The sequence below is a fragment of the Rhizobium sp. SG570 genome (genome assembly GCF_012275345.1).
GTDB classification, from domain to species: domain Bacteria; phylum Pseudomonadota; class Alphaproteobacteria; order Rhizobiales; family Rhizobiaceae; genus Rhizobium; species Rhizobium lusitanum.
In genome coordinates this window covers 1-13,488 of record NZ_JAAZQI010000032.1, presented here as the reverse complement: position 1 = coordinate 13,488, position 13,488 = coordinate 1, and the positions used below count along the sequence as shown (strand labels likewise).

Genomic DNA, 13,488 nt, shown 5'->3' with positions numbered 1-13,488 from the left:
TTGTCGAAGGCAATGCCCGCGGCGGTTTGCAGGACGCGAAGCACTTGCGATCGACCATTTCCAATTACGCCTCTTTGAAACTCTCGCCGTGCTGTTCGTAGTTGTCGTTAACCGCTTGCTGGTCCACCAAATAGCGGGTCGCGAACGCGATGTGTCGCGGGATCGGTTTATCTTTACGGTAGTCCGCCACTAGTCTTCGAGAGATATCCAGGGCCAAGGCCATGCCATCCAACGTCATTCCAAGCTCGTCCATTGCTTTGACGAAGTCGACATTGCTAAACACGATGGACGGCAGTCTGCTAAGCCAAACAGCCGAAAGGTCGATATCGTCTCCCCACTCGATGGCGTCGCCAAATTCGCTGACTTTGAGTGACCGGAATAGATCGTCATCCGTACGAAGGGGAATGAAAATCCGACGGCTCTCCAAGACAGGGGCCAAATCCACGGTCCGCTCAAGGCCGGATTTCCAAACAAGATGAACCTGCCTATCCTTTCCCGGATAGGCCTCCAACAACCTTGGGAGCGGGGCACCTACAGTGACGATGTCATCGCTCATTGAGGCGGTTCCATTCATTGTTCAGTTCCTCCTTGTGAGCTTTGGCCCATGCAATCGCAGTGTTCAGACTGCCCCGATCAATCGAACCCTGAATGACCTCGAAGTCATCGATGCTGACCAACGCCTGATGGTCAGGAGTTACGACATGGAAATGGGGAGGGTTATGATCGTTCGCAAAAACGCGGATCAACACGTTTCCAATCCGGGCTATTGTCGGCATCCATATCTCCACGACCCGCTTACAAATAGTGCACCAAATGCACTATGTCAATTGGTACGGAAGGTAAAGAAGCTGCAAAGATAACCCCTGTTCCAATATATCGGCGATACAGAAACGTCGCGCGGGCTTGCAGCAGCAGATAATAACCCGCCGCCTCCTCACAACCCAATCCGAAAAGCTCTAGCCTCCAGCCGAAGAGACCGTGTCGCTAAGCCATCGAGCTGATTTCACGAACCTGGTTTCTTCAACCGTACGCCAGGACCATCCCCGTTTTCAGGGATGAAAACTATACCGGCATTTTCCAACACAAGGCGGAGGTCATCGATTGTAGACTGTTTAAGTTCCTTGCCTGTTTCGAAACGGACAATCGTGTTGGTCGACATTTTCGCCAGGTTCGCAAGTTCCGCTATTTTGAGGCCAAGAGCCGCGCGCGCCATCCGACACTGAACAGGTAGCATTGCAAAATCGCCTATCGTAGGCGAATTTAGTTGATCCGCCCTGTTTTCCTACTAGAATGTGCAGGTCTTGCATCACTGCAGACGGCCAAGCAAGGCGTTGCAACCGCCCTGCCTGACCTAACCACAATCTAGCTTGCTGGAGCTTGGATCATGGCTGATTCTGAGAATAGCAGAACTTTGCCTGCAATTTCGCGTGGAAAAGAAAAACGTGAGCACGGGACGTGCGAAGGCCTGCCTCCAATCATCGACCGACGAAACCTTCTTCCCGTCGCCACGCGCCTTCTAAGCGCACTGATCGCGGAAATCCCGCAGCGAAGGGAACAAGGTCCCACTCCCATCAGAGAAATGTGGCCCCGCTGGTATGCGTGCCACCAGGAGCACATGAGAGTCATCCGTCTTAGAGAAAAGCTGCAGGCGGAATTGCTCAACGAGGCTGGCGGTCGTCCGGTCGTTATGCTTCCCAATGTCGGAAAGGATGGCGTCGTGGAGGTTCGCTCTTTTGCCGACCTCAATCGGATGGCCTCTCAGCTTGACGTCAAACACCTGTCTCAGGCGCGAGCCGACCTGCGTCGGCGCCGGAAACGATGGAAAGAAGCGGATCGACGCTTGGGATACAGTGCGATCGTCGCCCGAGAACAAGAGCTCGCAGAACGGGCTGGGATATCCGGACGTGTCATGTGGATCACACGGCCCTCCTCGGTGATCGAAGTCACCGCAAAGCTCCATTGCCTGATCGTCATGCATGATGCCAGTCTGAAGCTTGTGGATGCCCCCTGGCCCGAACTACGGACAATGTTGAAGGATCTCATTCTCCTTACGGAAAAGAGCCGGCCGAAACCAGGCAATGGACCTGCATATCCCGGCAAGGCAGCGGATGTGCGACGCATTCTAGATTTGGCGGCCCAATACCGCGACGCCGCCAAAACGCTTGGCGAGGATGTGTCGAAGCTCAACCACCTTCCGCAACGTCTTCTGGCTCTCCATTCGATTGAGCTCTATCTGGATGCCCTTCTGCTCGCTAACGGCCTTGATCGCGAGACAGTCTGCGGCTTTGAGCGCGACCTTAACGCGCGGACCCGCATCGCAATGGATATTGGCCTGGTTCTGCGCAAGCGTACAGCGGCGCATTTGGCAACTCTCTCATCAAGCAGAGAGTATCTCGCCGTCAGTTATGGATCAGAGACGACGGCTACGCTCTCACAGATCAATCGAGTTATGGCAACACTGGATGAAGTCTCGCTAAAGGTACGAAGGATGTTGAGAGGCTCCACGGTAGCAGAAGATCGCACGGCTAGTGCGCGAAGTCTTTAGAACCGGCTCTTTCCCAATCTGGAATGTGCCAATCAAATGCCAACGGGATGATTTTGGCGCCAAGTCATTGGTATCCACTTCATCTGTTCTATGCGAAAACCAACATCGCCATGGCTATCGACATCACACTGATTGCCGCATAACTTCCGCAAATCTGCCTCGAGCAAATTGAGGGTGGGGTTAGAAGAATGCGCAAGACTTTGAAGAGAACCACTCGATTTTGCCTGTATGTCCTAACGGCGGCGATGATTTCGACAGCTCTGGCACGGGCAGTTCCATTATCTGGCGATTACTCTGATCAACAAAAATCTGCGGCAATGTCCGTTGAACAAGCGCGCCATCATATCAATACGCTTGGCGAGCGCTGCATCAGTCACGACAATAGCGATTACACGTTGCGCTTCCTTCTGCATCTGACGGCGATTGACAACATGGACGTGACCTTACCCGCCGATAAGATACTTGCCACACTCACTCCCGCGCTGAAGGAACAATTAGCGCAGCAACTGCGGCATGAGGTAGATCCGTTGGAAGGGACCGTCGCTATTTGCGAGTCCTTCAAGGCAGATTTACGTCAGGGGCGGCTCGACTACGCATATACCAACCCAGAGCAGTCAAAAATACTGAGAGATATTTTCTCGGCCGACGAAACAATGCGCATTTCCAAGCGCGATCAAGATATAAAAGCTGGATGCCTGAAAAACAGGTACAACAACGGCGCCCGCGCGTTCGACGAGACGCTTGGACAATGTGAGTGCATGCTAAAAGCGATCAAGCGCGGTGCCAGTGATCCGCAAATCGACTCTTGGCTCGCTTCGTTAGACAAGACGCCGCCGTGGTGGGCCGTGGTGATGACAGATACTATGCAATGTCAACCGAGATGAGACCGGCCGGCATTGCATAAAAGGGCTCATTTGCCCCGGTGATGCTGGGGTCGGTGATCGGCTTTCTTAGATTTTCGGCCGGGAGGCTTGGACGTGCCTTGTCTTTTGCAACTCGGCTAATCAGCAGAATTCGCCCGGAAAACAGAACCCTTGGCTGTGTTGACCGGAACAAGCTCTAGCGGGCGATTATTGCACGCGCGAAGGGATTGATCCCGCCGAATGACTAACGACTTTCTCAAAGCGACGGTTCTGCATTACAGGGCCGCCTCGGCGGTGCGCGATCCGCTCTCTGATGTCATCGAAGATCGCACCGAAAAAACCCAAATTTCGTGCCATCACCTTCAGACACTCCGTTTCATAAATTGAGATTTTTCCACCGGAAATTTATTGAACGTCAATGAGCTATCCAGGACGGAGACTTCCTTTCGCGGTTGAATTTGGGGCTCATGCAGAGCCTCCTCCGCTCAATGTCTCTCATCTATCAGAGGGTTGCATCGTTCTCACAGGGGGTAGACGGATATCTGGCACGCATGAACTCCGGCAAGAAATTGCTTTTGTTGACGAAGGCAAGCTCTGGGAGAACGCAGACCTGTATTCCAAGCTGATTGATCTCAATTCGAGGGGAGTTCCGTTTCAATATCAACCAAAAGAAATGGCATCTCCTGATATCCTGATGGTCTGGTGGCAAGACATCGGAAAGCTCAAAGTAAGCTTCAAGGAGATTTCTTGGCGTAATCCAGATGAATGGCTCATCACAACGATCGAGCCTCCGGTCATCGGGACCCATGGTTGGACCGGTCCCAAACCTTTTGGATGTTGATTTAATCAATCGCCTCGTCAGCGAAGCGGACGAGGCTTGCTCTTTCCAGGGGCGATGAGCAGATGTTCGATCTCGTTGAGTTCAAGGTCGTCGCCCATGAGCCGGCCGGCCTTAGCCAACCTTAGGAAGCTTTACGCTCTCCGACGCCATTCTGCCGCATAAGCGCCATGAGCATCGGACCGATCGCAAAGTCGCCTGCCTCGGTGCGCCGCGTCAGATCGCGAAGATAGCCTCCAGCTGAATTGATGTGCCCTCCCCGCTCCAGAATGCAAGCCATCACGGTAGCGGCGTTCTCGGGACCCATTGCCAAGCAAGCATCCTGATATGCCGACGGGCTGACTCCGAGCATGGATCGAACGACGACGGCGGCACTCATCAGGTCTCGCCATTTTTCGATCCGCCCTCCGGGGCCATAGTCGGCAATCTGCGGGCAAGCCTGCAGCACCATCCCAAGCGGAAACGATTTCAGCTCGCCACTCTCGCCTGTCGGTCGATTTGGTTTCCAGCCCCGCCCCGCTACTCTAGGATACTTCACATCCCCATTCGAGGTCGCGGCTCGATCCACCGGATTTGCCCCCTGCTTCATTTCGGAAGCTGGTTCAAAGTCAGAAATGGATTCGGGGTTTGAATTCTGTATGTGACGCTCAATTTGAGACTCTTTGGCGTCCATTTTTGATGTTTTTGTATGCGTTTCCAATCGATTGATGATCTCTTCGCGAAGCAGCGACATCTCATTGAGTGCTGACGACAGATGTTCGATCCCTGCAGCACGAGGAATGCGAGCGACGATCTCTCTGAACATCGACGCAATCATCTCCCAATCGCCAGCAGCGCCCTCCTCTTCGGCCATGCTGATCAGCTTGGCAACATCGCGGCGGCAAATGGTCAGTCGTTCTCTGGTGGCCCTCAGAAGCTCGCGATCCGCAATCGCTTGAGCTGCCAATGCCTCGATCTCCTCCGCTCTCGCCAGCAAGGGTGCCAACGAGAAGCCGAACGCCTCCGACACGTCCCCTGCCCCGTCGCGACGGGCATAACGCTTGCCGTTAGCGCTGTCCTTCCGAATAATCAATCCAGCTTCCACAAGACCCGCCAGGTGCCGCCGGAGTGTGGCGGGTGTCATGCCCTTGGCACGGATCGAAAGCTGTGCGTTCGACGGAAACACGATCAGTCCGCGTTCTTCCGACAGCTCGTTGTCCGGATAGAACGTCAGCAATGCGTCGAGAACGCTCAATGCGCGATCTGTTACGCCGAGCGCAGGACGCGCTTCGCAAATCGCTCTGAACAATTTCCACCGGTTCCTGGTAACCCCTGGTTCGATCGTTTCCGCGACCTGCTGGTTTGCCAACATGGCAAGAGTCATCGGTCGCCGCCCAAACGGCGTCGATACACTTCCACTCTCCATTTTCCTTCACCTCTAAGAAGGCAAAAGAAATCCGCTCACCAAAACGGTGCCAAAGACTCTTGACTGCGATTCGTGGAAATGCGATTCTCGACCTTGCTAGAGAATACGAGAGAGGCTTCCACGGGTGACCGTTTGGGGGCCTTTTTCTTTTGCTGCCTACCCTTCCTCAGTTTTGGTTGACGACAGAAACTCTTGGTGCAACCGCTCCAAATTCTCAGCGATGAAGCGGCCAAAATTGCCTGCATCATCAGACTTGAGCGCGATTGAATAGCTCTTCCCGGTGCCCTTGAACTCTGCGCGAACCGACGCATCGCCCGCTCGCCACTCTCCCTTTTGTGGCACTTCCTTCTCTACCTGATCCGCCTTCTTGATCTCGGACACCAGGAACTCGAAACGAGCGTCCGATTCGAGGGAGCCGAACGTGTCCCCCTCGACGAGCTTGAGGACAAGCTTCTTGGTGGACGGCTTTTCGATCTTCTGCGCGAAATCGATCCATCTGTCTCGGCCGATGGATTTCGCGGGACCGATCTTCGTTGCAACGGCTTCAGGCACTCGGCCGGATACCGAAAGCATGCGGGTCAACATCGGAGCGTCAGTTGCAAGAGCCGACTGGATCGTAGGCTTGTCATAGCCTAGATCCAGCAAGCGTTGAGCAAACATCGATCGCTCGATGAACGACAGGTTTTGTCGAGCCGAGTTTTCCTGGCCTTGAGCGATCACATGTTGGGCGTCAGTGATTTCCTTGACGACTGCCCGAACTTTGCGACCCAGGTCTTTTGCGGCCCGGGCTCGGCGATGGCCGAAAACGATTTGATATCTACCGTGCTTCGACGGGTGAGGGCGCACCAGAATTGGGGAATCTTGCCCTCGTTCCCTGATGGCTTCCACCAGTTCCGAATAGGCTACGTCGTCTTCGGCCATACGATCCGAAACAAAGGAGCCGTCGAGATCGGCAGTGTCTAGTTCGAGAACCTGTTCGCCCGCAAGATTCTGGTCGGCGAGGGCGGCTTTTTCAGCTAGCTCGTTCAACGAGCTGATCATCGATCGGGACGCGCCTTTGGCAGCGTAGGTCGGCGCAGGCTTCCTTTCCTGGTCGTCGCTTTTAGGCGACGTGATATTTGAGAATACGTCCCTTCTAGCCATGACAGAAACTCGCCTTTGTTGATTTCATTGGAGAAAAATGCAGTTTGTACGGCTGACAATTCTGCTTACGCATTCCGACGCCCCCATGCCTTATGCAGCAGATCGATCACCTCTGCATTCACCGCGTCCATTGATTCACGGGCACGGTCATAGGTCGAAGGCGTGAACTGCGAGCGCTCGACCTCATAGAGCGTTTGTTTGGTCAAACCGGCGTCAGAAATCGCCGTTGATTTCACCATTTGATTTCGCATCATCTGGGCGGCAAACATCGACTGCATGAAACCGACCATTTGCTGCTGTGGAATGTCGGTCGGCTCATATCTCGTCACGAGATACCGGAACCAGTCGAGCGAGACATTCACGCCGACGGCTTCAACCGACTTCAAGATGTTGCCGAGCATCAAGAGGAACTGGCTCATCGACATAATGTCGAGCATCTGAGGATGAACGGTGATTAGGACAGACGTGGCTGCCGTCAACGCTGTGAGCGTGAGGTAGCCGAGCTGCGGAGGGCAATCGACCACGACGACATCATACCGATCGTCGACCTCCGCAAGAGCGTCTCCAATCCGGGTATAGAACAGCTTGCCCGCATTGGAATCTTTCCGCTGCATGGCGATGGGCGTCTCGTACTCGTATTCTTGAAGTTCCAGATTTGCAGGGACGACATCCAGATTAGGGAAGTTAGTCGGCTGGATGATTTCGGTGATGGACTTCCGCTCTTCGTCGTAGCGCAGCGACTCGTAGAATGAAGCCTTGTCGTCAAGCTCGGGCTGAATGCCGTAGAGTGCGGTGAGCGATGCCTGCGGGTCGAGATCGACCGCAAGGACACGATAGCCACGCAATGCCAGGAACTGCGCCAAGTGTGCAGAGGTCGTTGTTTTACCGGAGCCGCCCTTGAAGTTTACGACGGCGATTACCTGGAGTCGTTCGCCTTCCTTACGGTGTGGAACGCGATCGAGGAGGGCGCGTAAATCATTCATCTGGTCGGCCGAATAGTATCGCCGCCCTGTGGAAGTCGTCGTAGCAGGCTCGACGCCCTTACCTTGAAGATGTAGCTTCTTGAGGTAGCTTTGCGAGACGCCGACGAAATCGGCAACCTCGGCCAACGAAAATTGGCGCAAAGACTTCTGCGCGTTCGGCGGAAACTTTTCCTGCCGCAGCATGTCGAGCTTTGACGAGATATCACCCCCTTGTTCAAGGATCGTATCTGCAAAACCCGGCACTTTCTCAGAAGTGGCCATTTTCACGCTCATCTTTCGAAATCCACTCAGTCACGATATTTTGGTACTTCCGCACCGATTATCGGGACAATGCTCCGATTCCGTCTTCATGGCAAGAAAAAGAGGGTAAACGAAAGGTTAATGCCCAACCTCGCGAGCAGAACTGATTCCCGATGTATTGGAAATAGGGGAAGGGCCAGACTGGAGATTGGTTGTGTTCGAAATATGTGGATCCGTGCTCGCTGGTTCAGCGACCGATATCATGCATATCATCAAAGCTGGGGACGTTCGTGAGCACCAAGTGCTATTGAGGATGATGGCGGCGCCTGGCGGCCCTTGGTTGGCCTGTTTACACTGGCAGGTGACCTATAAGGGCCAGGTCGAAAACACTCTGGCCACTGGTCGGGTCCATAATGATGATCGGGGTCGCCGGGTAGGCGATAGCAGAATGGGTTGTGATCCAGGCCGCTGCCTCTACCGCCATCCATGATGTTAGGTCCAGGGTGGCAGTATGCAACGCGGTCAAGGGTTGAGCCAATATGGGCTCATAGTGGGCAATGCGGTTACGCAGACGACGAAGCTCTCTCAGCTTCTGGGCAATGGTAGCGCGCTGCAGGCCACTGATGCTGAAGATTGGTCGCAGGGTGCCCCATAGATGACTAGAGGAGCGACCGAACAGGGAGCTCCAGAACCCAAAGTTCAACTCGGCAATCATCTGTCCGTGGGTGGCAGCTTTCCCTTCCCTGAGCAGCAAGGCACGCGCCTCCTGCACGCATCTTCGCTGATAAGGGTCCTTGAGAACGCTGGGATCATCGAACCAGGTGGCACCAAAGGCGTTCTCAAGGGCAAGGTCGCACTTGTTCCGCAGGGTAATCTCCAGCATATGGAGTGAGCTATAGAAGTCCGCGGAAAGCTGGACATTGTAGCTATAGAGACGTTCCCCTAGGGCTACGTCATTGTTGGCCCATAGGAGGTAGGTGGAGAACCGGTCGGCTGAGAGGATGTCAACAAGGGGCATGGTGTCAGAAATTTACTTGAACTTGATGGGGGGCCGTGCCATATAGGCTATGTATCCCCCGGCTGGTCCCTGCTCTGCATACCGCCGGGGCAAGTTTTTTCTGGGCCTTGGTTGTCCGTCTCTTCATCATGTCCATCTTCATCCTCTAGCAGTTGGGGCATATCACGTTCCCATAGTCCTGGCACCTGTTCTTGCCGTGGGATATAGCGTGGCGCGGCGGTGGGAGTCGAACACGCGTCCTCTCCGCCCCCCTCAGGTTCGCAACCCCTAGGGTCGAAAGTGAAGCGCTCTATTCACTGTCCGTTGCTAAGAGTGGATCCGAGTTGAACCTCGATCCTTTCTAGAACTCGTTGGCTTGCCGGTGAGAGCGAGAGCAGCGCCTCATTGATCATATACATCAGATGGTCAAATGCGACGCCCGCTTCATTGTGATGCAGATAGTCCATGACGATGGTAGAGCCGTCTTTAAGACCAGCTTGTGCTAGCGCATGCTCGTCATCAATCAGCCCGGCTTTTTCATAGGCCTCTTTGAGAAGACGGTTGGTTTCGTCGAGAACAAGAAGGAAGCTCGCTTCCATTTCAGATCTTGTCACAAATGCTCTCCTTGTCGTCAACCGCGCTTGAATTCGATGATGACATCTTCCTGCCGTCCAACCGAAGGGTAATCCCATCAAATGAACAGCCGTGCCGCCCGGCCATTCTTCCGTTCGGCGTTGTTGTAGTAGCTCGCCGCCTGCGCCACGGACTTGTGTAGGGATTGCTGCATGGCCTCTTGCAAGGGGATGCCGTGATTGGCCGCCTCGGTCAGATAGCCAGACCGGAGTCCATGTGCTGAAAACACCTCCGGATCGAGCCCGGCCTGCTTGCACCGCGTCTTCAGGATCAGATTGACCGACTGCGGCGTCAAAGGCCGCCGGTCGATATTGCCCCATTGGTCGATGCGACGGAACACCGGCCCGGTGTCGATCCTGGCTTCTTCGATCCATTGTTTGAGCGCTTCGACCGGCCGGCCGATCAGAACCACATGTACGCGGTCTACTGCCGTCGTCGTCTTCGTGCGGCCGAGAGCGATGATGAGACACGGCAGGAGAGGCGAGGCGGGGTTTCTGGGATCGGCATGCACCGGTTCTTCATCGATCAGATCCTCGACGCGCAGGCCAGCGACTTCCGAGCGCCGGCGGCCGCCCGAGGCAAAGGCGGTCAGCAGCAGGGCACGATCGCGGACGTCGGCCAGCCGATCGCCAGCACAGGTGGAAAGCAGCTTTGCCAGGATATCACCGGTGACGGCTCGTCTGCTCTTGCGGCGGCGTTGTCGCGGTGTGGCGCGTACGGCCAGGCGCAATGCGGTTTTCAGGGAAGGCGCCGTAAATGATCCTGTCAGCCCGCGCCAGCGGGTCAGGATCGACCAGGAGGTCAACCGCCGGCGTACCGTGTCGGGCGCATGCGGGCCGTCGGCGCGTAGCAGACCTTTGGCGCGCAATCCGATTTCGACGTCATCAGGCATGCCGTGGGAAGAATCCTCGGCACGTTCGAGCGGATCCCAGAGATGATGGGCGACGAATTTCAACAACAGGCTTTCAGGAGCCGGCCAGGGGAGGGGAGCGCTTGTGGCAAGCTCGCACCAGGCTTCGAGATAGCCGAGATCGGAGGCGAGTGCGCGAAGGGTATTGGCGCCCATGCCTTCCTTGGCGAGATGCTTGAGCGTGGCGACGTCCTCGTCCGTTAGCAGGGTGGCCAGCTGATCGCGGCGGGCGAAGGGCAGGATGGCATCGAGCGCATCAAGTTCCTCGGCGCGGAGCAGCACCGGATCGGCGGGGGAGGGGAGGGCTTTCGGCTTCATCGTGAGGCGGCTCCAGCGCTGTGATTTGCTCCACCTTATCGGCTTTTCGTCGCTAAAAATCGATATATCTCTTCTTAACAGAGGCGCAGGCGCCGAGCCTTACACTTAATATGCAGTCAAAATCCCTGTTAAGGCTTTTGTTTCAATCCGGATCACGGCGGGCCTCAAGCAAGCCTGGAATCGAAACATGCGTTAATTATTACATAGAGATTCTATAATATACAAATTGGTCGGGTTTGGTGGGGGAGTACATCTTTGCTCGATGGTCCGGAGAAACTGCTGCGCTCCGCAGCGATACTGCATGCCATGGCAAACGCGAAGCGGCTCGAGATCTTGCTATTGCTCTGTCAGGACGAATGGGGCGTCGGAGAGCTTGCCAAAAGAGTTGGGCTCAGCAATTCGGCGCTATCGCAGCATCTTGCCAGGCTCCGCGCCACGCAATTGGTGTCAACTCGGAAACTGCATCACTCGGTCTTCTATTGTTGCATGTCCCACGATGTGCGAGGCATCCTCTCGGTTCTGGGCGAAGACACCGTCATGGCGCGGCACGCAACTCGGCGCTCCAGACTCGCGCGGCAAAAACAATCGGTTTTCACGCCGCATGCCAAGCGCGAGGCGCAGTAGCATGTCAACTTGATCGATCAAAACCAGACGGCTAGGGGTATTCATGCCGTTCATCATAAAACGGGGGGGCCAATGCCGACGGGCAAGGTTAAGTTTTTCAACGCGGATAAAGGATTTGGCTTCATCACGCCGGATGCTGGGGGAGATGACGTCTTCGTCCACGTCAGCGCCCTGCAATATGGTGATCTGCTCAAGGAGGGCCAATCCGTTTCCTACGATTTGGGCCAGGACAGAAAGTCCGGCAGGTCCAGGGCGGAAAACGTCAGGCCGCTCTGACATCGGCGTGCAGTGGACCCCGATCCGCGGCCGCGACCCGGCTGCTTATCGTGCTGCCAATCCAGGCAAACCAGTCCGCCGAACCGAGGCGAAAACGTCGTAAAAAACCGTATTTGCGGCGTCTCCATCGATCCCCGAGGACTGGAGCTCGTGTGCGAGGTCTTCGCTACACCTTAGGATTAATTGCCATGCGGTGGTGAAAGGATAAACTGCGGAGATCACATTTGGCTCTGGAAGGAGGCCAAGGTTGTGGACGTCTGAGTGGTGCTGACGAACATCAAACGGTTCCAGGAAATGCTGAAGGCTGAAACCGATCCCGAGAGAATATCGACACTCCAAGCGCTTCTGGCCGCGGAGGCCGCAAAGATCAAGTCGATCGAAGGCGTGGAATTGGCGAGGCAGATCTTGGATCAAGATCCGAAGAACGAAGGGCGCAGCTGATGACAAGCTGGTGCATTTTAATGCCCGCGCCCTGAAATCCATCACTATCGATACCTGATAACTATCGATGGTTATTGCCCCGGAAAACTGCCGTCCGAGCAACGGAAGCAACAGCGCATTTCGCTTCAACAAGGCAAAAGTATAGCATTAATTCATATGGTTAATGAAGCGGAAACCGGGAAATTTCGACGGTAAAAGGGGCTGATTTGGAGGCGCTGCCGAAGGTGTGGGCAATTGTGCCATCGTTGCTCTTCTACCATAGTCGATGCCTGCGATGAAGAAGATGTTCATGGTCAGGATGGGAGATGCCGTTTCTCACCTTGAGCGACGAAGATTATGCCGCGTGGATCCGAGCCAATGTGCCGGGCGCCGGCAAGCTGACCTCATCGAGCTGATCTTGGTTTAGCTGCGCGCGAGGATGGCGCCAGGCAAGGGCGGGACGACCTCGCCGCCGATGCCGAGCCGGTCGCCGAGGTAGTGCCAGAAGGAAAGCTCGAGCTTCTTGCACGTCTTCATCAGCCCAAGCATGGTGTCGCGCGCGACACGGCCGTCTCTGCTGATGGTACCGCCGGAGATTTTTCGTTTGGTGACGAAGGTTCGCAGATCATTCTCCGAGGCATTGGTATGAAGCGGGATTTCCGGCCGCTCGAGCACCTTCAGCAATTCGTCTTTGCGCCGATGAAGACGCACCAGCAATGTGTCGAGCGCGTTGTAGCCGGTGCGCATGGTAAAGATCCGGTCGAACCGTCGTCGGAAAGCCGGGACGGCCTGCGGTGACGGCTTTTGTTTCCATGCCTTCAGCGCCTTGTAAAATCGCCAGACAAGGTCGCGGATGAAGGTGACAGCGCGCACCTCCTTTGGTTTTGCCGGCATCAGCTTCTGTAACAGCCGTTCCCCGTGGACCCAGCACAGGGCATGATTGCCGACGCGGAACTGGCCGGCATCGTCGGAGACGATAACCACGTCGCCCACCAGTCCATGATGGCGGATACATCCCCAGAGACCTGCTTCTGCCAGGACACCGATCCCCTGGCGGTCAAAAATATCGACACCCCTGCGCGCCAGATATTCCATATACGGCACCTGGTTACAAAAGTGCCGCGGCGCGACACCGCGAAGTCCGGCAGCAAGCGCCGGGTCGGCACGGCGTTCTTCCAGATAATCGAAGGCGGCTTCGCTAGGGTCAGGACTCGTTGATCAGAGCCAGAAGATAACGGTTGCAGCGAGAGAGATGGCGGAAAGAAAAGCCATTGGGCACCTGTCATAGCGCGT

At 55.5% G+C, this 13,488-nt stretch carries 16 protein-coding genes and 1 pseudogene; 6 read left to right on the top strand and 11 right to left on the bottom strand.

Translation table 11 applies throughout. The annotated features are described in order from the left end of the window. Window positions 1-64: 64 nt before the first annotated feature. From FHT28_RS33900 to FHT28_RS36590, 3 genes are all read right to left on the bottom strand, one after another. Window positions 65-556 carry a DUF2442 domain-containing protein gene (locus FHT28_RS33900; protein ID WP_168598662.1) on the bottom strand — a complete coding sequence of 164 codons (492 nt, stop codon included), beginning with the start codon at window positions 554-556 and terminating at the stop codon, window positions 65-67. Next, the gene (locus tag FHT28_RS33895; protein ID WP_145646592.1) at window positions 546-776 is read right to left on the bottom strand and encodes a DUF4160 domain-containing protein; all 231 of its coding nucleotides are present in this window, start codon (window positions 774-776) and stop codon (window positions 546-548) included. The genes FHT28_RS33900 and FHT28_RS33895 overlap by 11 nt, the downstream gene beginning before the upstream one ends. Window positions 777-1,003: 227 nt before the next feature. Further along, window positions 1,004-1,234 (bottom strand): helix-turn-helix transcriptional regulator, encoded by a 231-nt coding sequence (locus tag FHT28_RS36590; protein WP_145646594.1) that lies wholly within the window; start codon window positions 1,232-1,234, stop codon window positions 1,004-1,006. A gap of 150 nt (window positions 1,235-1,384) precedes the next feature. On the opposite strand from FHT28_RS36590, the gene FHT28_RS33890 reads away from it, so the two are divergent. The 3 genes from FHT28_RS33890 (at window position 1,385) to FHT28_RS33880 (ending at window position 4,249) form a co-directional block, all read left to right on the top strand. After that, complete coding sequence (locus FHT28_RS33890) at window positions 1,385-2,545, top strand: hypothetical protein (RefSeq protein WP_246705028.1); 1,161 nt, start codon at window positions 1,385-1,387, stop codon at window positions 2,543-2,545. A 188-nt stretch (window positions 2,546-2,733) separates the two neighbouring features. Next, complete coding sequence (locus FHT28_RS33885) at window positions 2,734-3,429, top strand: hypothetical protein (RefSeq protein WP_145646595.1); 696 nt, start codon at window positions 2,734-2,736, stop codon at window positions 3,427-3,429. A gap of 397 nt (window positions 3,430-3,826) precedes the next feature. Then, window positions 3,827-4,249, top strand: coding sequence for a hypothetical protein (locus FHT28_RS33880; protein ID WP_145646597.1), 423 nt, complete (start codon window positions 3,827-3,829; stop codon window positions 4,247-4,249). A gap of 121 nt (window positions 4,250-4,370) precedes the next feature. Here FHT28_RS33880 and repC read toward each other — a convergent pair whose 3' ends face one another. From repC to FHT28_RS33850, 6 genes are all read right to left on the bottom strand, one after another. Next, the gene (gene repC, locus FHT28_RS33875) at window positions 4,371-5,651 is read right to left on the bottom strand and encodes a plasmid replication protein RepC (RefSeq protein ID WP_145646598.1); all 1,281 of its coding nucleotides are present in this window, start codon (window positions 5,649-5,651) and stop codon (window positions 4,371-4,373) included. Between the two features lie 156 nt (window positions 5,652-5,807). Continuing rightward, a complete protein-coding gene (gene repB / locus FHT28_RS33870; protein WP_145646599.1) occupies window positions 5,808-6,794 on the bottom strand; it encodes a plasmid partitioning protein RepB in 987 nt (328 codons plus the stop codon). Between the two features lie 65 nt (window positions 6,795-6,859). Further along, entirely contained in the window at window positions 6,860-8,038 is a 1,179-nt protein-coding gene (repA, locus tag FHT28_RS33865) for a plasmid partitioning protein RepA (protein WP_168598665.1), read from the bottom strand. A 328-nt stretch (window positions 8,039-8,366) separates the two neighbouring features. After that, a complete protein-coding gene (locus tag FHT28_RS33860; RefSeq protein WP_145646601.1) occupies window positions 8,367-9,035 on the bottom strand; it encodes a hypothetical protein in 669 nt (222 codons plus the stop codon). Window positions 9,036-9,328: 293 nt separating this feature from the next. Continuing rightward, window positions 9,329-9,628, bottom strand: a complete 300-nt coding sequence (locus tag FHT28_RS33855; protein WP_210249892.1) for a hypothetical protein — start codon at window positions 9,626-9,628, stop codon at window positions 9,329-9,331. A gap of 77 nt (window positions 9,629-9,705) precedes the next feature. Then, window positions 9,706-10,875, bottom strand: a complete 1,170-nt coding sequence (locus FHT28_RS33850; protein ID WP_145646602.1) for a site-specific integrase — start codon at window positions 10,873-10,875, stop codon at window positions 9,706-9,708. A gap of 306 nt (window positions 10,876-11,181) precedes the next feature. On the opposite strand from FHT28_RS33850, the gene FHT28_RS33845 reads away from it, so the two are divergent. The 3 genes from FHT28_RS33845 to FHT28_RS33835 all read left to right on the top strand — a co-directional run bounded on the left by FHT28_RS33845 (window position 11,182) and on the right by FHT28_RS33835 (window position 12,216). Continuing rightward, the gene (locus tag FHT28_RS33845; protein ID WP_145646623.1) at window positions 11,182-11,499 is read left to right on the top strand and encodes a metalloregulator ArsR/SmtB family transcription factor; all 318 of its coding nucleotides are present in this window, start codon (window positions 11,182-11,184) and stop codon (window positions 11,497-11,499) included. A 72-nt stretch (window positions 11,500-11,571) separates the two neighbouring features. Further along, window positions 11,572-11,775, top strand: coding sequence for a cold-shock protein (locus FHT28_RS33840; RefSeq protein ID WP_145646604.1), 204 nt, complete (start codon window positions 11,572-11,574; stop codon window positions 11,773-11,775). Between the two features lie 261 nt (window positions 11,776-12,036). After that, on the top strand, window positions 12,037-12,216 hold the full coding sequence (locus FHT28_RS33835; protein WP_145646606.1) for a hypothetical protein: 180 nt from the start codon (window positions 12,037-12,039) through the stop codon (window positions 12,214-12,216). Window positions 12,217-12,618: 402 nt separating this feature from the next. On the opposite strand, the gene FHT28_RS33830 is transcribed toward FHT28_RS33835, so the two are convergent. Continuing rightward, a complete protein-coding gene (locus FHT28_RS33830) occupies window positions 12,619-13,290 on the bottom strand; it encodes a transposase (RefSeq protein WP_246705027.1) in 672 nt (223 codons plus the stop codon). Window positions 13,291-13,413: 123 nt separating this feature from the next. After that, a pseudogene (locus FHT28_RS35975) lies at window positions 13,414-13,488 on the bottom strand (transposase); the annotation flags it as partial.